At 40.7% G+C, this 15,378-nt stretch carries 7 protein-coding genes; all 7 read right to left on the reverse strand.

Annotated features, from left to right (window positions below; genetic code table 11):
* Positions 1 to 138: 138 nt before the first annotated feature.
* Positions 139 to 2,796, reverse strand: a complete 2,658-nt coding sequence (locus MTP09_RS11995; protein WP_243548584.1) for a 4-alpha-glucanotransferase — start codon at positions 2,794 to 2,796, stop codon at positions 139 to 141.
* 206 nt (positions 2,797 to 3,002) lie between these two features.
* The gene (locus tag MTP09_RS12000; protein WP_243548585.1) at positions 3,003 to 4,163 is read right to left on the reverse strand and encodes a T9SS type A sorting domain-containing protein; all 1,161 of its coding nucleotides are present in this window, start codon (positions 4,161 to 4,163) and stop codon (positions 3,003 to 3,005) included.
* 182 nt (positions 4,164 to 4,345) lie between these two features.
* Positions 4,346 to 5,812, reverse strand: a complete 1,467-nt coding sequence (cysS, locus tag MTP09_RS12005) for a cysteine--tRNA ligase (RefSeq protein ID WP_243548586.1) — start codon at positions 5,810 to 5,812, stop codon at positions 4,346 to 4,348.
* Between the two features lie 38 nt (positions 5,813 to 5,850).
* Positions 5,851 to 6,813: a hypothetical protein gene (locus MTP09_RS12010; protein WP_243548587.1), complete on the reverse strand. Its 963-nt coding sequence runs from the start codon at positions 6,811 to 6,813 to the stop codon at positions 5,851 to 5,853.
* An 11-nt stretch (positions 6,814 to 6,824) separates the two neighbouring features.
* Positions 6,825 to 7,490 carry a GTP cyclohydrolase I FolE gene (folE, locus tag MTP09_RS12015; protein ID WP_243548588.1) on the reverse strand — a complete coding sequence of 222 codons (666 nt, stop codon included), beginning with the start codon at positions 7,488 to 7,490 and terminating at the stop codon, positions 6,825 to 6,827.
* 130 nt (positions 7,491 to 7,620) lie between these two features.
* Complete coding sequence (locus MTP09_RS12020) at positions 7,621 to 8,211, reverse strand: outer membrane beta-barrel protein (protein WP_243548589.1); 591 nt, start codon at positions 8,209 to 8,211, stop codon at positions 7,621 to 7,623.
* Positions 8,212 to 8,304: 93 nt separating this feature from the next.
* Positions 8,305 to 15,375: a T9SS outer membrane translocon Sov/SprA gene (gene sov / locus MTP09_RS12025; protein WP_396022222.1), complete on the reverse strand. Its 7,071-nt coding sequence runs from the start codon at positions 15,373 to 15,375 to the stop codon at positions 8,305 to 8,307.
* Positions 15,376 to 15,378: the final 3 nt, after the last annotated feature.

Consider the following 15,378-nt stretch of genomic DNA (forward strand, 5'->3'; position numbering starts at 1 on the left):
CGCTCCTATTAAATCAAATTGATTTGATTATTGATGTTTTTACAAAACTTCTTCGAGTAGTATCAAACGTCATAAAAAACTACCCCGTCCTCATCTTTGATGAGGACACCCCTTCAGAGAAAGGGAATTCGCCCAGAATCAAACGCGGTTAGAATCTGAAATCCAGGACGCGATTTTGTTATTAAAATCTTCTTTCGCCGCCAAATCTTCCAGATTCAGATGCATTCGGTATCTCCAATAATGTGGGAAAACCGCCGGCTGATTAATTCTTTCATCGTCCATATTTGGATTTGCCAATTCATAATCAGTCGCCAAGAACTCCTGTATCGGGAAAATTGCGAGCATCGCGTCATTGTACAGATGCTGCTTCATAATCATTTCACCCAATTCCGGCTCCATATTCCAAGGAGCGGTTCCGTATTGACCGAGTTGCTGGTTGAAGAATTTCTGCGTGAAGTTCCGGTCTTCGTGCCACCATTGACGAAGTGTCGAACTGTCGTGCGAACTCGCGGTCACCACATTCATATAACCTGCATTTCGCGGGTTGTACCACAAAATATTTTCCGACGGCATTCTCTGAACTTTCAAAGCGGTAATTGCTAACCGGTCCATCACTTGTGGAACACAGTCAGGAACAAGTCCTAAATCTTCGCCACAGATCAGCATATCAGTAGCATTGAGGATTACCGGAAGTTTTTCCATCGCTTTCTGGTACCACAATCCGTCCTGTCTTTTGAAGAAATAGTCGATGTACAAATCGTGGATCGCCTGTTTTTCCCAATCCGGAAGATATTTGTAGGAATCAGTCCTGTCAATATTGAACCGCGGATGGTAAACATATTCGCCGTTTCCTAAATCTTCCTGAAGGAAAAGCACATTTGCACAGAGTGAAATCAGTTTATCTTCCGCCCACGGATGAGGATTTTGGTCAAAATAATCGCGGAGTTTTCTTTGGGTGTCGAATTCTTCCTTGAAGCTGTAGGTTCCATTAAAATGGTTGTTCATGAAGAAGTTGTGAATCGCATCCCTTTCGTCACCGAAATAGTCCCACAAAATTTGGTCGTTGATATACGGTTTGCAATATCGGTCGAAATGGAACGGAATATTTCTCGCATGAAACTCTTCGATTCTCACAGGAACTGCTGGATAAAAATATCCGAGGATTCCCTGAACTGCGCTCATCGGCATCCTCCAGATTCTGAAGAAACCGAGAATGTGGTCGATTCTCATGGCGTCGAAATACTGTTCCAATGCCTTGAAACGGTTTTTCCACCATCGGTAACCGTCGGCTTTCATCGCGTCCCAGTTGTAGGTTGGGAATTCCCAGTTTTGCCCCAAACCGGTGAACTGATCAGGTGGTGCTCCCGCCTGAAAATCCATGCCGAAAAGTTCCGGTTCCGTCCACGCTTCTACCGAGTATCTGTAAATCCCGATCGGCAAATCTCCTTTCACCGAAATTCCCAAATCGTGGATGTAGTCGATCGCATCTTTCAATTGCAGGTGAAGTTGGTACTGAACCCAGGAATGAAGCATGGTCGCATCATAATCTTTGCTTTTGGCGGTAAAGAAAGGAGCGATTTTTCCGGCAATATATTTTTTGTGTGTTTTCCAGTTGTTGAAGTTCGGCGTTTTGTACTTGTCGCGCTGAACGCAGAACGCAGCATAAGGAACGAGCCACTCTTCGTTGTCTTTGATGAATTTCTTGAAGTTTCGATCCTTCAGGATTTTCTCTTTATTGGCATCAAAAACGGCTTTCACATATTTCCATTTGCCTGAAATCATTTGTTCGTAATCGATCAGATCAAGCGCATTGAGCTCTGTTTTTTTCGCATTAAATTCTTCAACTAAATCTTTCGGTAAAGCGAAATCAAGTTTATCTAAAGACAAATATTGCGGATGAAGTGCGTACACCGAAATCGCAGCATACGGATAAGAATCAGTCCAGGTATAGTTTGCCGTCGTGTCATTAATCGGCAAAATCTGCAAAATGGAAAGATTGGTTTTTTTTGCCCAATCGCCGAGATTTTTCAGGTCAGAAAATTCGCCGACTCCGAAACCATTTTCGGTGCGCAATGCAAAAACCGGAACTGCAACTCCCGCTGCATGATACATTTCGTAAGATTTAAACTTGAAGAAATGGTCGGCTTTAATCTGTAAAACATTTTTCTCAGCATTTGGTAAAGTCCATCTGTTGTCGCCATATTCGATATCGAAAACCTGTCCTGAAGTGATGTCTTTCAAACCGTATTTGTACTGGATCATTTGGTTGGTCGGCAGTTCGATTGCGGCTTCCCAAATCCCGAAGTCGGTTTGCGCCAACTCTACCGCTTTCAGCCATTCCCAATTTCCGAGTGCATCGCAGTTTCCGAGAATCACCACTTTCCAGTTCGGGTGGTAAATCGGAGCTTCCAAACGGAAAAGATGAGTGTGTTTTTTGAGTACCGAAATTTTTTCTGGCTTGAATCCGCGCAGTTTATTTTTAAGAATTTTATTGTTGAGATAATTCTCCGGGAAGTTTTTCAAATTCCAGCTGTCGTACACTGTAAACTCATTATAGTTGTGCGGAAGATTCAGATGGTGAAGAGAAAATTCTTCATCGAGGATATTTCCTCCTTCATCGGTCAACTGGTATTTGTACGAAATCTGCTTGGAGAAATAGTCGATTTCCGCATTCCAGTTTCCGTTATCAGTATAGTTCAGGAAGTGGAGCTTGTCTTCGCTTCCTTCCTCCATCACCAAAACCTGGAGTTTTTCGCCCATTTTGGTTCGGAAGTTAATGTTAAGGTAAAGTTTCATTAAATTATTTTCTTAATGTCATTTGAGGGCTGCAAGTTACAAAAATTCTTAAGAAAAATTAGATTCTTCAGCTTTTGAATTTTTAGTTTAAACATTGATTACCAATCTTTTACAATTGCTTATTAAAAGCATGTCAAAAATCATAAAAAAACCTTCCCGATTCAGTTCGGGAAGGTCGATCTTTATACAGTTTTTCAGGAAAAATCCTAATTCACAGAGATCTTTTTATTTAAAATCACCTTTTTATTGCTACCTACGACAGAAACAACATAAACACCTGATTTCAAATTGTTTAGTTCAATTCTTTGAGTTCTGTTTTTCTCAATGGATGGAAGATTTTTCTGCATTACTTTAATCCCTGCAAAATCATAGATTTCAACAGAAACATTTCCTGTGATCTTAGGATCATCCAAGCGGATGTTGATGAAATCTTCCTCCACTTTTGTCGGGTAAATATCAACTCCTGACGCAGTAATTAAGTTGAGTTTTTCCCCAAGGAAATAGGAACTTGCCAAATCATAAATCACAGGTTTCAGGTTTCCCGCGATTGGTTTTGCCTGAAGATTGTCCATCGCGATTTCGTACATGCTTTCACCGCGCGCACTTCCTATAACCACATTTCCTTTGGAATTTACCGCTGCTCCGTTCAGCGAGTAATTTGCAGGAAGTCCGGAAACTTTGCCTAAAAATTTAGTTGTCATCAGTTTCGGTGAAACCTTAAACACATTTCCAGAAGCGGAAAAAACCATAAGGTTATTATCGGCATCTGCAACCATATCGCCGCCAAAACCCTTGGTCATCATCTTTATCGAATTTTCGCCATTTGCGGAATCGTCTTTCACCGCTCCCAAATCGGTCAACGTATATTTCCCGTCTTTTCTGGAAATCTGGATCAGCTGGGAACCAGAATTGCTCATCGCGTAGATATTTCGGTCGTAGCCGGTCGTCATTCTCGTGATGTGTGAAGCCAGATCACAGGAAGTAGTTTTCACAACATTACTTTCAATGAGCGTGATGTCTTTGGATTTTTGGTCGAGCAAATAAACGTTCGAAGAAAACATGGGAATGTAAACGAGTTTTCCGTTCAATCCGTCATAAGCGAGCGACGCCATCGAAACCGCTTGCGAATTGTTGAACGATTGTTTCACTTCCGTAATCATCCTGTTCTGTTGTTGCGAAAAAACATTCGGTGAAGACTCCGCACTGAAAATTGCGGCTCCGGAAACACCGTGGTTCACATCAATTGTACGGAAATCGCTGAACACGATATTGGTGCTCGTTTTTCCGGTCAATGCAAATACATCCTGTTGTGCAAAAGCTACGGAAGCAGCCGACACCAATGCTAAAGAGAATAGTTTTCTTTTCATATTAATTGGTTTTATTGGTTTTAAAGTTATGATTTTGAATGAACTAAGTTAGCAATTTTTTTGAATGGAAAATATTTTCTATGAAAACTTGATGAAAGATTAATTCAGAAACCGCTTATATATTACAGCAAAAAAACCTCTCCGCACCGCAGAAAGGTTTTTCTATTATCTGTAAAGTCAGTTTAAGAAATCGTGTAAGTCGTTCCTTCTCTCCCGTCTTTTAGTTCGATTCCCTGCTCAAGCAGCTTGTCGCGGATTTGGTCGGAAAGCTCGAAATTTTTCGCTTTTCTCGCCTGGTTTCTGAGTTCAATTAACACTTGGAGAGTCTGATCAAGTTTCTCGTTGTTATTTTCCTCAATGTTTTGCAGCCCGAGAACTTCATACACAAAATCGTGCATCAGTTTTTTCAGCTCTTCCAAATCTTCGGAACTAATGGTTTCTTTTCCATCCTTTAATTTGAAGATGAAATTCACCGCCTCAAAGAGATGCGAAATCAAAATCGGAGAGTTGAAATCGTCGTTTAATGCATCGAAGCATTTGGTTTTCCACGCCGTGAGATCGAAACTGCTTTCTGCCGATTGCTGACCACTGATTGCCGAAAGCGATTTGACCGCTTCCATCAATCTCTGATATCCTTTTTCACTCGCCACCATCGCTTCGTTGGAAATATCCAAAACGCTTCGGTAATGTGCCTGCATAAAGTTGAAACGCACAATCGTCGGGTGAAAGGGCTTTTCGAAGAAATCATTATTTCCGGAAACCAATTCCATTGGCAAAATATAATTGCCGGTCGATTTGCTCATTCTCTGTCCGTTCATCGTCAACATATTGGCATGCATCCAGTAGTTTACGGGAGCGGTTTCGTTGCACGCTTTTCCTTGCGCAACTTCACATTCGTGGTGCGGAAATTTCAAATCCATTCCACCACCATGGATATCGAAATTCTCACCTAAATATTTAGTTGACATCGCGGTACATTCCAGATGCCATCCTGGGAAACCTTCTCCCCACGGGGAATTCCAACGCATGATATGTGCAGGTGAAGCCGATTTCCATAAAGCGAAATCTTGCGGATTTTTCTTTTCGTTCTGTCCGTCGAGATCGCGGGTATTGGCAAAAAGTTCGTCAATATTTCTTCGGGAAAGTTCGCCGTAATTCAGACCGCGCTTGTTGTATTCCAACACGTCGAAGTAAACGGAACCGTTGCTTTCGTACGCAAATCCTTTATCAATCAGTTTCTGGGTGAGTTCGATCTGCTCCAAAATATGTCCGGTTGCAGTCGGCTCAATCGTTGGCGGAAGGAGGTTGAAAGTATCCAGAACTTTATGGAAATCGACGGTGTATTTCTGAACAATTTCCATAGGTTCGAGTTTTTCCAGTCGCGACTGTTTCACAAACCGGTCATTGTCCACATCGCCATCATCGGTTAAATGTCCCGCATCGGTAATATTTCTCACATACCTCACTTTGTAGCCGAGAAACATCAAAGTTCTATAAATAAAATCGAAGGACATGAATGTTCGCACATTTCCCAGATGCACGTTGCTGTAAACGGTGGGTCCGCAAACATACATCCCGACATTTTTTTCGTGGATGGGTTTGAAGACTTCTTTTTCGCCGGAAAGGGAGTTGTATATTTTTAGATACATAAATGATGATTGATAAATGATAAATGATAGTTTAAAAATTACTCAAAACTATTTTCTTCAAAAGGAATGTTTTTATCTTTACAATAAACCAAAATGTCGTTATCATTAGAAAAAAAACGGTCGCAAAAAGATTCAAAATCTTTTTCTAAAGGACGATAAAACCTGTCTTCGATACCCATTAATTTCTCTATATGCTCAATAAACCTTTCAAATTCAGGATTCATTTTGCAAAGCTTATCAATAGTTTTAAAATCCAAATTTCTATATCTTGCAGGATACAGTATTTTTGATTGATAAGGATTGGCACTCAATTTAATAATTCCAACGCCAAAAGACTGATTTAGTCTTTCAATTTCATCTAATAAATCATCGCTAAAATCTAATGCTACTAAATAACCATAATTTGCCCAAGATGAGTTTGAAACTGCCTGAAAATATGCCTGTTTTAATTCATTATCAGAGGAAATTTCTCTTTTTAATTCATAAGAAGAAATTTTAAATGCCTCTTTTTGATTAATTTTTTTGAAAAATTCTTGGCTAATTTTATTTCTGAATTGAAGAAAATTCACACCTACCATGTCAGGATTAGTCCAAACTTGTCCATTCTCTTTATTTAATGATTTTTCATGGTAAATTGTCTTTGAAAAAACATTTTCAATATCTTTTAGAAAAGTGCTTAAAAGAATATGTAAATCTCTTTCCTTATAGCTTTCTTTCTTTGTTGTTTTTTGTGACTCAACAATAATTGGTTGTATATCAACAATATCTTCTTCGAACTTCGACAAATAATACAGATAATTCCCTCCTTGCTTTTTGACTCTTTTAATTCTTTTATCATTTTTATAAATAAAATCAGTCAAATGTGCCGAAACGGTATTGTGTGGTGTTTTGCCTTTAAACTCCACATACTTTTTTGATAGAATATAATCACATAGTTCAAATGAACCTATTGGCTTCTGAATTTCTTCAAGTGATTTTAATACTGCTTCCTTAATAGTCATTTTCTTAAATTTTAATCCAACTTCGCGTGACTTCCTACATAATGCAGGAATTCCTGTCGTGTAATGGGGTTCGTTCGGAAGATTCCACTGAGTTCTGCGGTGATGGTGGAACTTGCAGTATCTTTAATTCCCCGACAATTCACACAAAGATGTTTTGCATCGATGATACAGGCAACGTCTTTGGTTCCCAATGCTTCCTTTAAAGCATCCACAATCTGCATCGTCAAACGTTCCTGAACCTGCGGTCTTTTTGCGTAATAATCAACGAGCCGGTTAATTTTCGAAAGTCCAATTACCTCGCCATTAGAAATGTAGGCAACATGCGCTTTTCCGATAATCGGCAGGAAATGGTGCTCGCAGAAAGAATATACAGTGATGTCTTTTTCTACCAACATCTGCCGGTATTTGTACTTATTGGAAAATGTAGAAATTCCCGGTTTGTTTTCAGGCAAAAGCCCGCCAAAAATTTCCCTCACATACATTTTTGCCACCCGTTTTGGGGAATCTTTCAGGGAGTCGTCGGTCATATCCATTCCCAGCGTCTCCATGATCTTATGAAAATGTTCCTGGATAATCTCAATCTTTTCGTCCGGAGATTTCTCGAATGCATCCTTCCGCAAAGGAGTGTGATCCTTTCCCGTAAACAGGTCGTCGTCGTTTTCGAATTCTGGATTCATATCTTATCGTGATGAAAGGACAAAATTAGGAATTTTAGGAGCGAACCACAAAACTGGGCTGCTTTATCTTTGAAGTTAAAAACAAAAAACCGGAAAACACTTCCGGCTTAAATTATATCAAACATATCTATTACAATCCGAAGCGAACACCCAAATTCGCAATGGAAATCCCGAAACCTGCTTCAGCGAACACCGCGATTTTATCTCCATAACTCGCACCGATCGGATTAACCTGAAACATAAAGCCGGTAACATCCTGTTTTCCTGTGTCGGTTTCGCGATTCATGAACAGCATACCGAGCATTGCATTTCCATACAGCTTAAACTTATTGTTTTGATAATATCTTACATCAACTCCGGGCATTACTGCGACATACGAGCTATTGTAGGTCATATTTTTTGTGCTGCCATTATTAATATTTTTAATAGTCGCTTCATTCTTAATCCCCATAAAACCCACCTGCAGACCAAGACCAACAATCTCTGACAAGCCATATCGGTAATCGACAAAAATATAAGGATAGCTTGTGGAGTAGTTGTCCTCTCTCGTAACTCCTGTAATCGGTAAAATAATGGCGTCGAAGGCATTGATGAAGAGGTCACCTGTTGACAGCATGGTTCCGTCGCCGACTCCGACTTTGATTTGATGTTTGTAATCCTGTGCCTTCAGGCAAGTAAATGAGAACAGCAACGCAATAAGCGTAAGATGAAGTTTTTTCATGGTACAATTTTTTATGAGCAAAAATAAGAAAAAAATGTATCCGTTCTGAAAAAACACAAAACCCGGAAAAACTTCCGGGCTTAATGTTGAAATTTAAAATCCTCCGCCTGCACCGGTAAAGGTGAATGTTGCGGTGATCCCTGCTCTAATCGTGGAGAGCGGGAACGCGGTGGAAATCTTGTACTTCGTAAGCATTTGGTCGTAGAAGAGTTTGATGTTGAAGTTCTGCGACATGCTGTAATCTGCCGAAAACTTAATGCTCATCATTCGCTGACCGCCGGTAACCTGTGAATCGTTTTGAAGAATGTTGGTAATTCTTGTCTGGCTGTCTCTCAGAGAGAAATCGCCTCTAAAATTCACATCGCTCTTGATGGTACGCTCTTTACCTTTGAAGTTCATTTTCAGTTTGAAATCCTTCAAAATGTATCCGAAACCGAAGATATATTCTTTTCCAACGTCTTCCGTCAAAGTATGATTTACTAAACCAAGCATAAACATCCTGTCGCGGTTATAGGAAGCACGGAACTGCATATTGTTTCTGAGCGTCATATCTGCTCCGATTAGCGGTGCGAAAGCTTCCACATAACCCACCTGTGAATAGGTGTACGGATTATAGAAATCGTTGAAAGCATCCCGGTTCGGAGCGGCGTTGTGCTGCATATTATAATAATCGATGCTCGACTGAATTCCCGATGCGGTGTAAGTTGACGTATAACCGTGAAGTACATCAAATTTAGAGAACTGGCTATTTACTAAAGGAATATTTTTCAATCCCGAATAGGTAACTCTCCAGTTCGGAAGCGGGAATCCTGACTTTTTAGGATCAGTTATCGGTCCGCTCACGGATTTTCCTTCAACCGCTGCCTGGAATGCCGGAACCAACACATAGGCATTTGCGAGTGAGTGACCATCTGTAAATCCGTCTCCAGCAAGTGTTCCTCCCATTTGTTGAGAAATTTGTCGTGCATTTGCAATCATATTGTCATAAATCGTTGCGCCGTCTGTAAATGCAGTTCGGAAAGTCCAAGCAGTCTTCGAGTGGGTAATCATATCGTTACCGAACGAGAACTGGAATCCGTTTGCAGGATTGGAATCTGCATCGACATTGTAACCACCCTGAGTGAAATTGCTGGTAAAGTTTTTCATCACATTCAGGTCAATTCTGAAATCATTCACAGGCATGATCTGAACATTCGCGAGGAAATTTCGGTTTTTCATCTGTGTATATGGATCGTTCATATAGTGCGAATCTGAGATCCATCCCCTTTCAATCACCGTCCTTCTGTAATCCGCCTGCGAACCGAGTAGGAATCCTGCAGTTGGTCCACCTAAAGTCTGTCCGTACCCAAAGAAATTAGGTGCTGAAAGCAATCCTGGAAGTACAGTACCATTATTCTCATTATAAGAAATATCGAGTTGCTTTACCGATGTTAATGCATACGCAATACTTTGCAGCGGCGTAAGTTTGTTTTTGAACTTGTGGGTTCTGAAACCTCTCTTACCATTTTTCTTTTGCCATTCTTGGGTAATCACATTGTTCAGCGAGTCAATTTCCTGCTTTCTTTTCAGCATTTTCGAATTGATCGCTTGGAAATACTTGAACTTGCTGAAGAATTTAGGCATATCGACCGTCGCAGTTCCAATGATATTGTTGGTATTCTGACCGATGCTTCCCAAACTTTCTGCTTTTTGAGTGTCTGGATTGATGAACCTTGTCATCACAGTACTTCGCGCATTCCAATTATAAGTAAATCCATAACCAAGTTCAGCATTTATGAAATCCAGGTATGGTAAGTATTCGAACGGGAAGCGGTAATTCAACTGAACTCTGTGGTTATAAAGTACCGGTCTTCCTGCCCTGAAAACATCAGAAAAAATTGATTTCGTCGTCATATCCGCAGGATTCAGATTGTCGTTCAGAGTCCTCATTGCGGAATTGATTTCAAGTTTCAGAGATTTGGTAAAATTAAACCCTAATCCATACTGCCATCCGAAGAAGAAGTTTCTGTTTCTGATCACATCGAATTCCTGACCTGTATTTCCACTAAGGATCGATTCGATATTCCTGAATTCAAGTTCGTTATAATTTCTGTCAACTTCCGTGCGGAAAGACAATCTTGTAGGAACTGGATTAAAGTTGACTTCTTTCAGCCATCTCAAATATTTATATGATTTGGCAGTGTCACTCACTACTTTATTGAACGGTCTTAAAACCCACGGTTTAAAAGAATAATTGTAGTCGATATACCCTTTCAGATACTGCCGGTAATTCTTTTTGGTGTAAACATCCCTGTAATAATCGTCGTTATAAACAGCAGTTACAGAAACGTTTTCTACGTCGTAGAATTTTGGTTTCTTGTTCGGATTCATTCTTTCCTTACGCATATTTACGACACCGACACTTCTTTGCTGTGTATAAGTTCTTGCCACTTTTTTCAGCTGATCTCTGTTTGGTGCCTCCTCAAATTTCACATCATTGTCAATCGGATTGTATTTCGGATCTTCAATGGTTTGCGTGTAGGAATAATTCACCGGAATTTTCATCCCTGCTTTTTCAGGAAGGAATTTGTCAACATTTACGGTAGTGTTGATGCTGAACGCGGAATGTGTCGCCTGAGATCTCTCGGAAGGTTTTTGAGTAATTCCGCCAAAACCTACGGTGGAATAGGAAGCATTTGCATTAACAAGCGCGAAATCTCCAAGGTTAAAGTTCAAACTTGCATTTCCGGCATATCCTCCCTTATTTTCAATTCCGGAAAGTCGAATTTCGTTCACCCATAAGACGATCTCTTTTGTTGATGCCGCGTTTTTATTACGAACTCCCAACATAATCGTGGTTACATTTCCGAGACTCGGTCTACCTTTAATATAGATTTTTTTGTTAGGGTCGATTGAACCGTACTCGACGTCTTCTATTCTCTGGTCAATTGCGTTTGAGTGCTCCTGGTCGCGTCTCATTTTAGCATTCACAAAGTTCTGGATTTCAAGATGCATCATATTTTCGTGCGGCCAGATTTCGAGTGGCGACTTCGCATTTTTTGCAGTATATTTCAGTGACGCCTCGTATTCGTAGTAGTTATCAGTAGCATCACTTCCGAAACGGATGAAGAATTTTGCGTCTGGATCATAAGCGGATGAGTTTACGTTTTTCAAATCTTCAGCATGCACGAATAGTTCCATGTTCTGGTAGCGTCTCATGTCCAGCGCTACATTTTTGAAAACACCACGTGACGTATCTCCGAAAAGTGGTGAAGCTTTCATGTATAAGGACGCTTCGTTCTGTCTTTGCGCACCGGCATTTCCACTCAATACCTGTCTGTCAATTCCAGGAGGAAGCACATAAGGAGGTTGGTTAAGTCCGTTTTCTTCAAGGTTTACACTACCTACATCAAGGTTTTGGTCGGTTACGATCTGCGTTCCTTCCTGATCTGGAAGATTCGTTGCGATATTTTTGGTGTATTTTCTCCAATCGCTTCTTACCAAATCTAAAGTTCCGAAACGGATTGTAGATGCCTCGTCAAAGCCGGTAAGCAATAATCTTGCAAACCGCACATTATTCAAAATCGAAGGATCTTTTGCTCCGCCTTCGTTTGCACCCGTATCAAACTGAGTTACCGGAATTCGGAAAAGATACCACTTGTTTTTGCCGGTTTGTCCGTTTTGGAATCTGGCATCAACTTCTTTCACGTCAACAATGAAGTTCTCGCCGAGTACCATATCCTGCTGACCAAGTTTGATAGTATATTGGTTATAGTTCTCGTTCTGATCAAGGTTGTAGTCGCGGTTTACATCTTCTGCATCAGGAGTCTGTGTAGCAACCTCAAGCGTGTTGCTCTGCGAGTTCCCTTCTGGACCACGGAAATACTTGTATCGTTCTGCCACTGAGGAAGCTTGAGGTCCGGTGAATTTATTTGACAAGTAGAAAACGAAATCATCAGATGCCGGATCCGGAAGATTAGTCACTGGATTCATGAAATTAGTCCCGAATTTATCCGCCTCACCTGCTGCGTCTAATCCGTCATAACCTAAATCTTGAGCGGTTCTCTCGTCACCTTCTGTTGAAAATGCATAAAGAATCGGGAATTGGTTGGGTTGCTTCCCCCAATTGGTCGTCGTTGTATTGGCAGGAACGTTCGGTGTTGGCAAACCGTTTTCATAGGTTAGTTTTCCGTCTTTCAATACATCTTCCGAAACATTTCCAAGATGAAGCAAAATTTTCGGGTCTGCTCCTAAATTTTTTCCGTCTGCATAAGGATCCATCATCCAAAATTCAACATATTCAATATTAGAATTGGTAAAATTTGAAACTGAGATCGGCCTCATCAATCCCGCCCATCTCTGTTGGGTAGTTTCGATTTGCGTATTGACGTTATAAGGACCCCTTTCCTGCGGGAAGTAAGAAATATCAAATGTATTGGTGTAAAGCTGTTCACCTGCTACAAAATCTCTGCTGTTGTACAGTTCCTTCATTTCAACTCTTCGTGAAGCGTGGTTAGAAACAGCTTGTGCATTGATTCCTGTAGGTGCAGCTCCCCCGATTCCGTAAAATCTTGGATCGATATTGTACCATGAAAGCAAACCTCTACCATTTCCGTGGGCTAAGTTGTCATTAAGTTCTGCACCCGAGAATATAGGTTCCGGATTGAGTTCAGGTTTTGAAGCCAGACTCCACATTGCCGGTTCTTTCAGAGAGATTTTTGATGTAGTCTGCTCGAAATCATCAATATACGATTGATCGCCAATTCCTTTGTTCTGTCCCGGAATCAAGTATGCTCCTTCTGCCATGAAACTCAGATTTGATGGCGCTTCGGTGTTGATTAAAGGAATTTTGTCGGTAAGTCGCGTCAGGAACGGCAACTGATTGTTGTATAAGATGTTGAATCCGGCCATCGTATTGTTCACCGCTTCCTGACCGAAATTCACTTTCTGGGTCAAAGGTGTTTCCGAATAGTTGACCACCGTTCCACCAATTGTAAGGTGTTCATTGAATTTTCTTTCGAGATTTAACCCGAGGAATCTTTTCCGCTGCGTATTGAAAGTCAGCTGGTTTTCCATTGAAATATTGATCGCCTGTCCCGACTGCTTCACTGCTTCGTTAATGATATTCACCGTTCCAAGCATATAATCTACGGTATAGTCAACCCCTTCCTGAAGCTGCACTCCATTTGCGGTAACTTTTACCGAACCTTGTGGAACATTGATTGCGCCGAGAGAAATGCCGGTTCCCTGCGAACCTTTAAAGCGACCTTCCATCGTGTAACGCAATGCAAGATTACTTTGCGAAGCTACCTGTTTCTGCTGGTCATACAGATCATTGAAAACAAATTTTGGATCATTGCTTCCCAACTTGCTCTGCAAATAGCTACCGAAAGGTTTTGCTTTAGTAAAAATTACTTTTCCATTGGCTGGATCTACAGTAATATTCGGCACAAAGTCGAAAATCCCATCACCCAAGATATCCCCGTTTTGCTGCAAGTCATTATTCATATTCAGTCGATCCCAATTGAAAAGCTTCAACAGGTTAATGTCCTGAACTGGAGTATTCGGAAGATAATTTACCTTTCCACTTTGTGCATCACGGTAATAAACGTTGAGCAGGAATCCGTCTCCACTCAACTGGTTGGTGTTGAGCGAATAAATATTTTTCATCATCAAATCCCACATCGGCGAAGTAGTTTTCACCATGGTATTTGGTTTCAATACTTTCGTGATCAACACAGAACCTTCTTCAGAAAACTCTCCAACTTTATATACTTTACTTTCACCATTCAAGGTATAGGAGTATGATACCGCCAAAAGCTGATTGTCATTAAGTCGCTGATTTAATGACAAATAACCCAATTGTGGGTGGAATGTAAATTCGTTCTGAGAAAGCCTTCTTGCTTTTCGGTTGAAGATAAACTGTTCACCGTCCATATAAATTTCCGGTGTTCCGTTGGCATTAGGAAAAGTCTGTCTGTTGATGGCATTATACGCGGTATTCACATTTCTAATATCCGGTCCTAAAGCCACAATGCTCTGGTAAAGGTTATTTTGCGAGTTATCGGGAATTCCTGACGCTCCTTCTCCTAAATCACGAATACCCAAAATACCTTTTTGATCCTGAAGATTTCCCGAACCTTGGTCCAAAACCCACGCCTCAATTCTCGTAATGTTAATTCTTGACTGCACCTGCGGATAATATTCTAACGCACGGTCGTAATTGTTGAGGAAATAATGCCCCAGATAATAGTGTTGGTTATCTTCATAGTCAATCGCGTTGAGTTTGAAAGTGTTCATCACACCACCTCCCTGCGCAATAATATTTCTCGATTCACCCTGCTGTTGAGAAAAAACCAAAGTTCCGTACGTTTTTCCGAGCTGGAATTCGGTTTTCAAACCAAAAAGTGATTCAGAACCACGAATCAAACTTGTAGAAAGTGGCATATTCACATTACCAAATTCCACCCTTTTAATAATCTTATCTTCACCACCAGTTGTTTTATCCTGCAAACCCTTCGACTGCAAATCTTTCCAAGTTCCTTTTGCCTGCCAAACAAGATTCATCTTGTTCTCGAATGCAAATCCACTTTGAGTATCATAGTTTGCTTTGAGTTGAAGATTTTCACCCACTTTCCCCAATAATCCGAGTTGGATTCTCTGCTGAATATCGATTGCGAAATTGGTTCTGTTATGCGGTAAAATCAGGGGATTATCAATTTTCTGATAAAGAATTCCAAGGTCGAAGGATGCAAATCCCTGCGGAATAATCTCAATCTTATTCCCACCAAAAATCGATTCAAAAAGCTTGTTCTTAATATTCAAACTTGGCAGAAAACCTTTTTTTGTACCTGCTGTGGTTTCTTTAAGGTAACTTTGGCTATTTAGCGCAGATTTTTCCCTATAATAGCTACTTAGCTGATTGTTGAGCATATAACGGTAATACTCATCGGAAGTCATAGAAACCGGACTTCCAACCACCATATTCCCAATTTTCGGATACAGGATATACATTCCGCTTTGCACATCGTAGAAAGCTTCGTAATGCAGCGGATCCGGCAACGAAAAATCCTGCCGCACCGATGCGCTGTCCGACGGTTTTACCTGCGCAAAAACTGTTACGAAAGAAAAACAGAGAAAAAATAAAGTTAATAATTTATGCCGAAAAATAATGCTCTTGTCCAAACG

This window comes from Chryseobacterium suipulveris, from assembly GCF_022811685.1.
GTDB classification, from domain to species: domain Bacteria; phylum Bacteroidota; class Bacteroidia; order Flavobacteriales; family Weeksellaceae; genus Kaistella; species Kaistella suipulveris.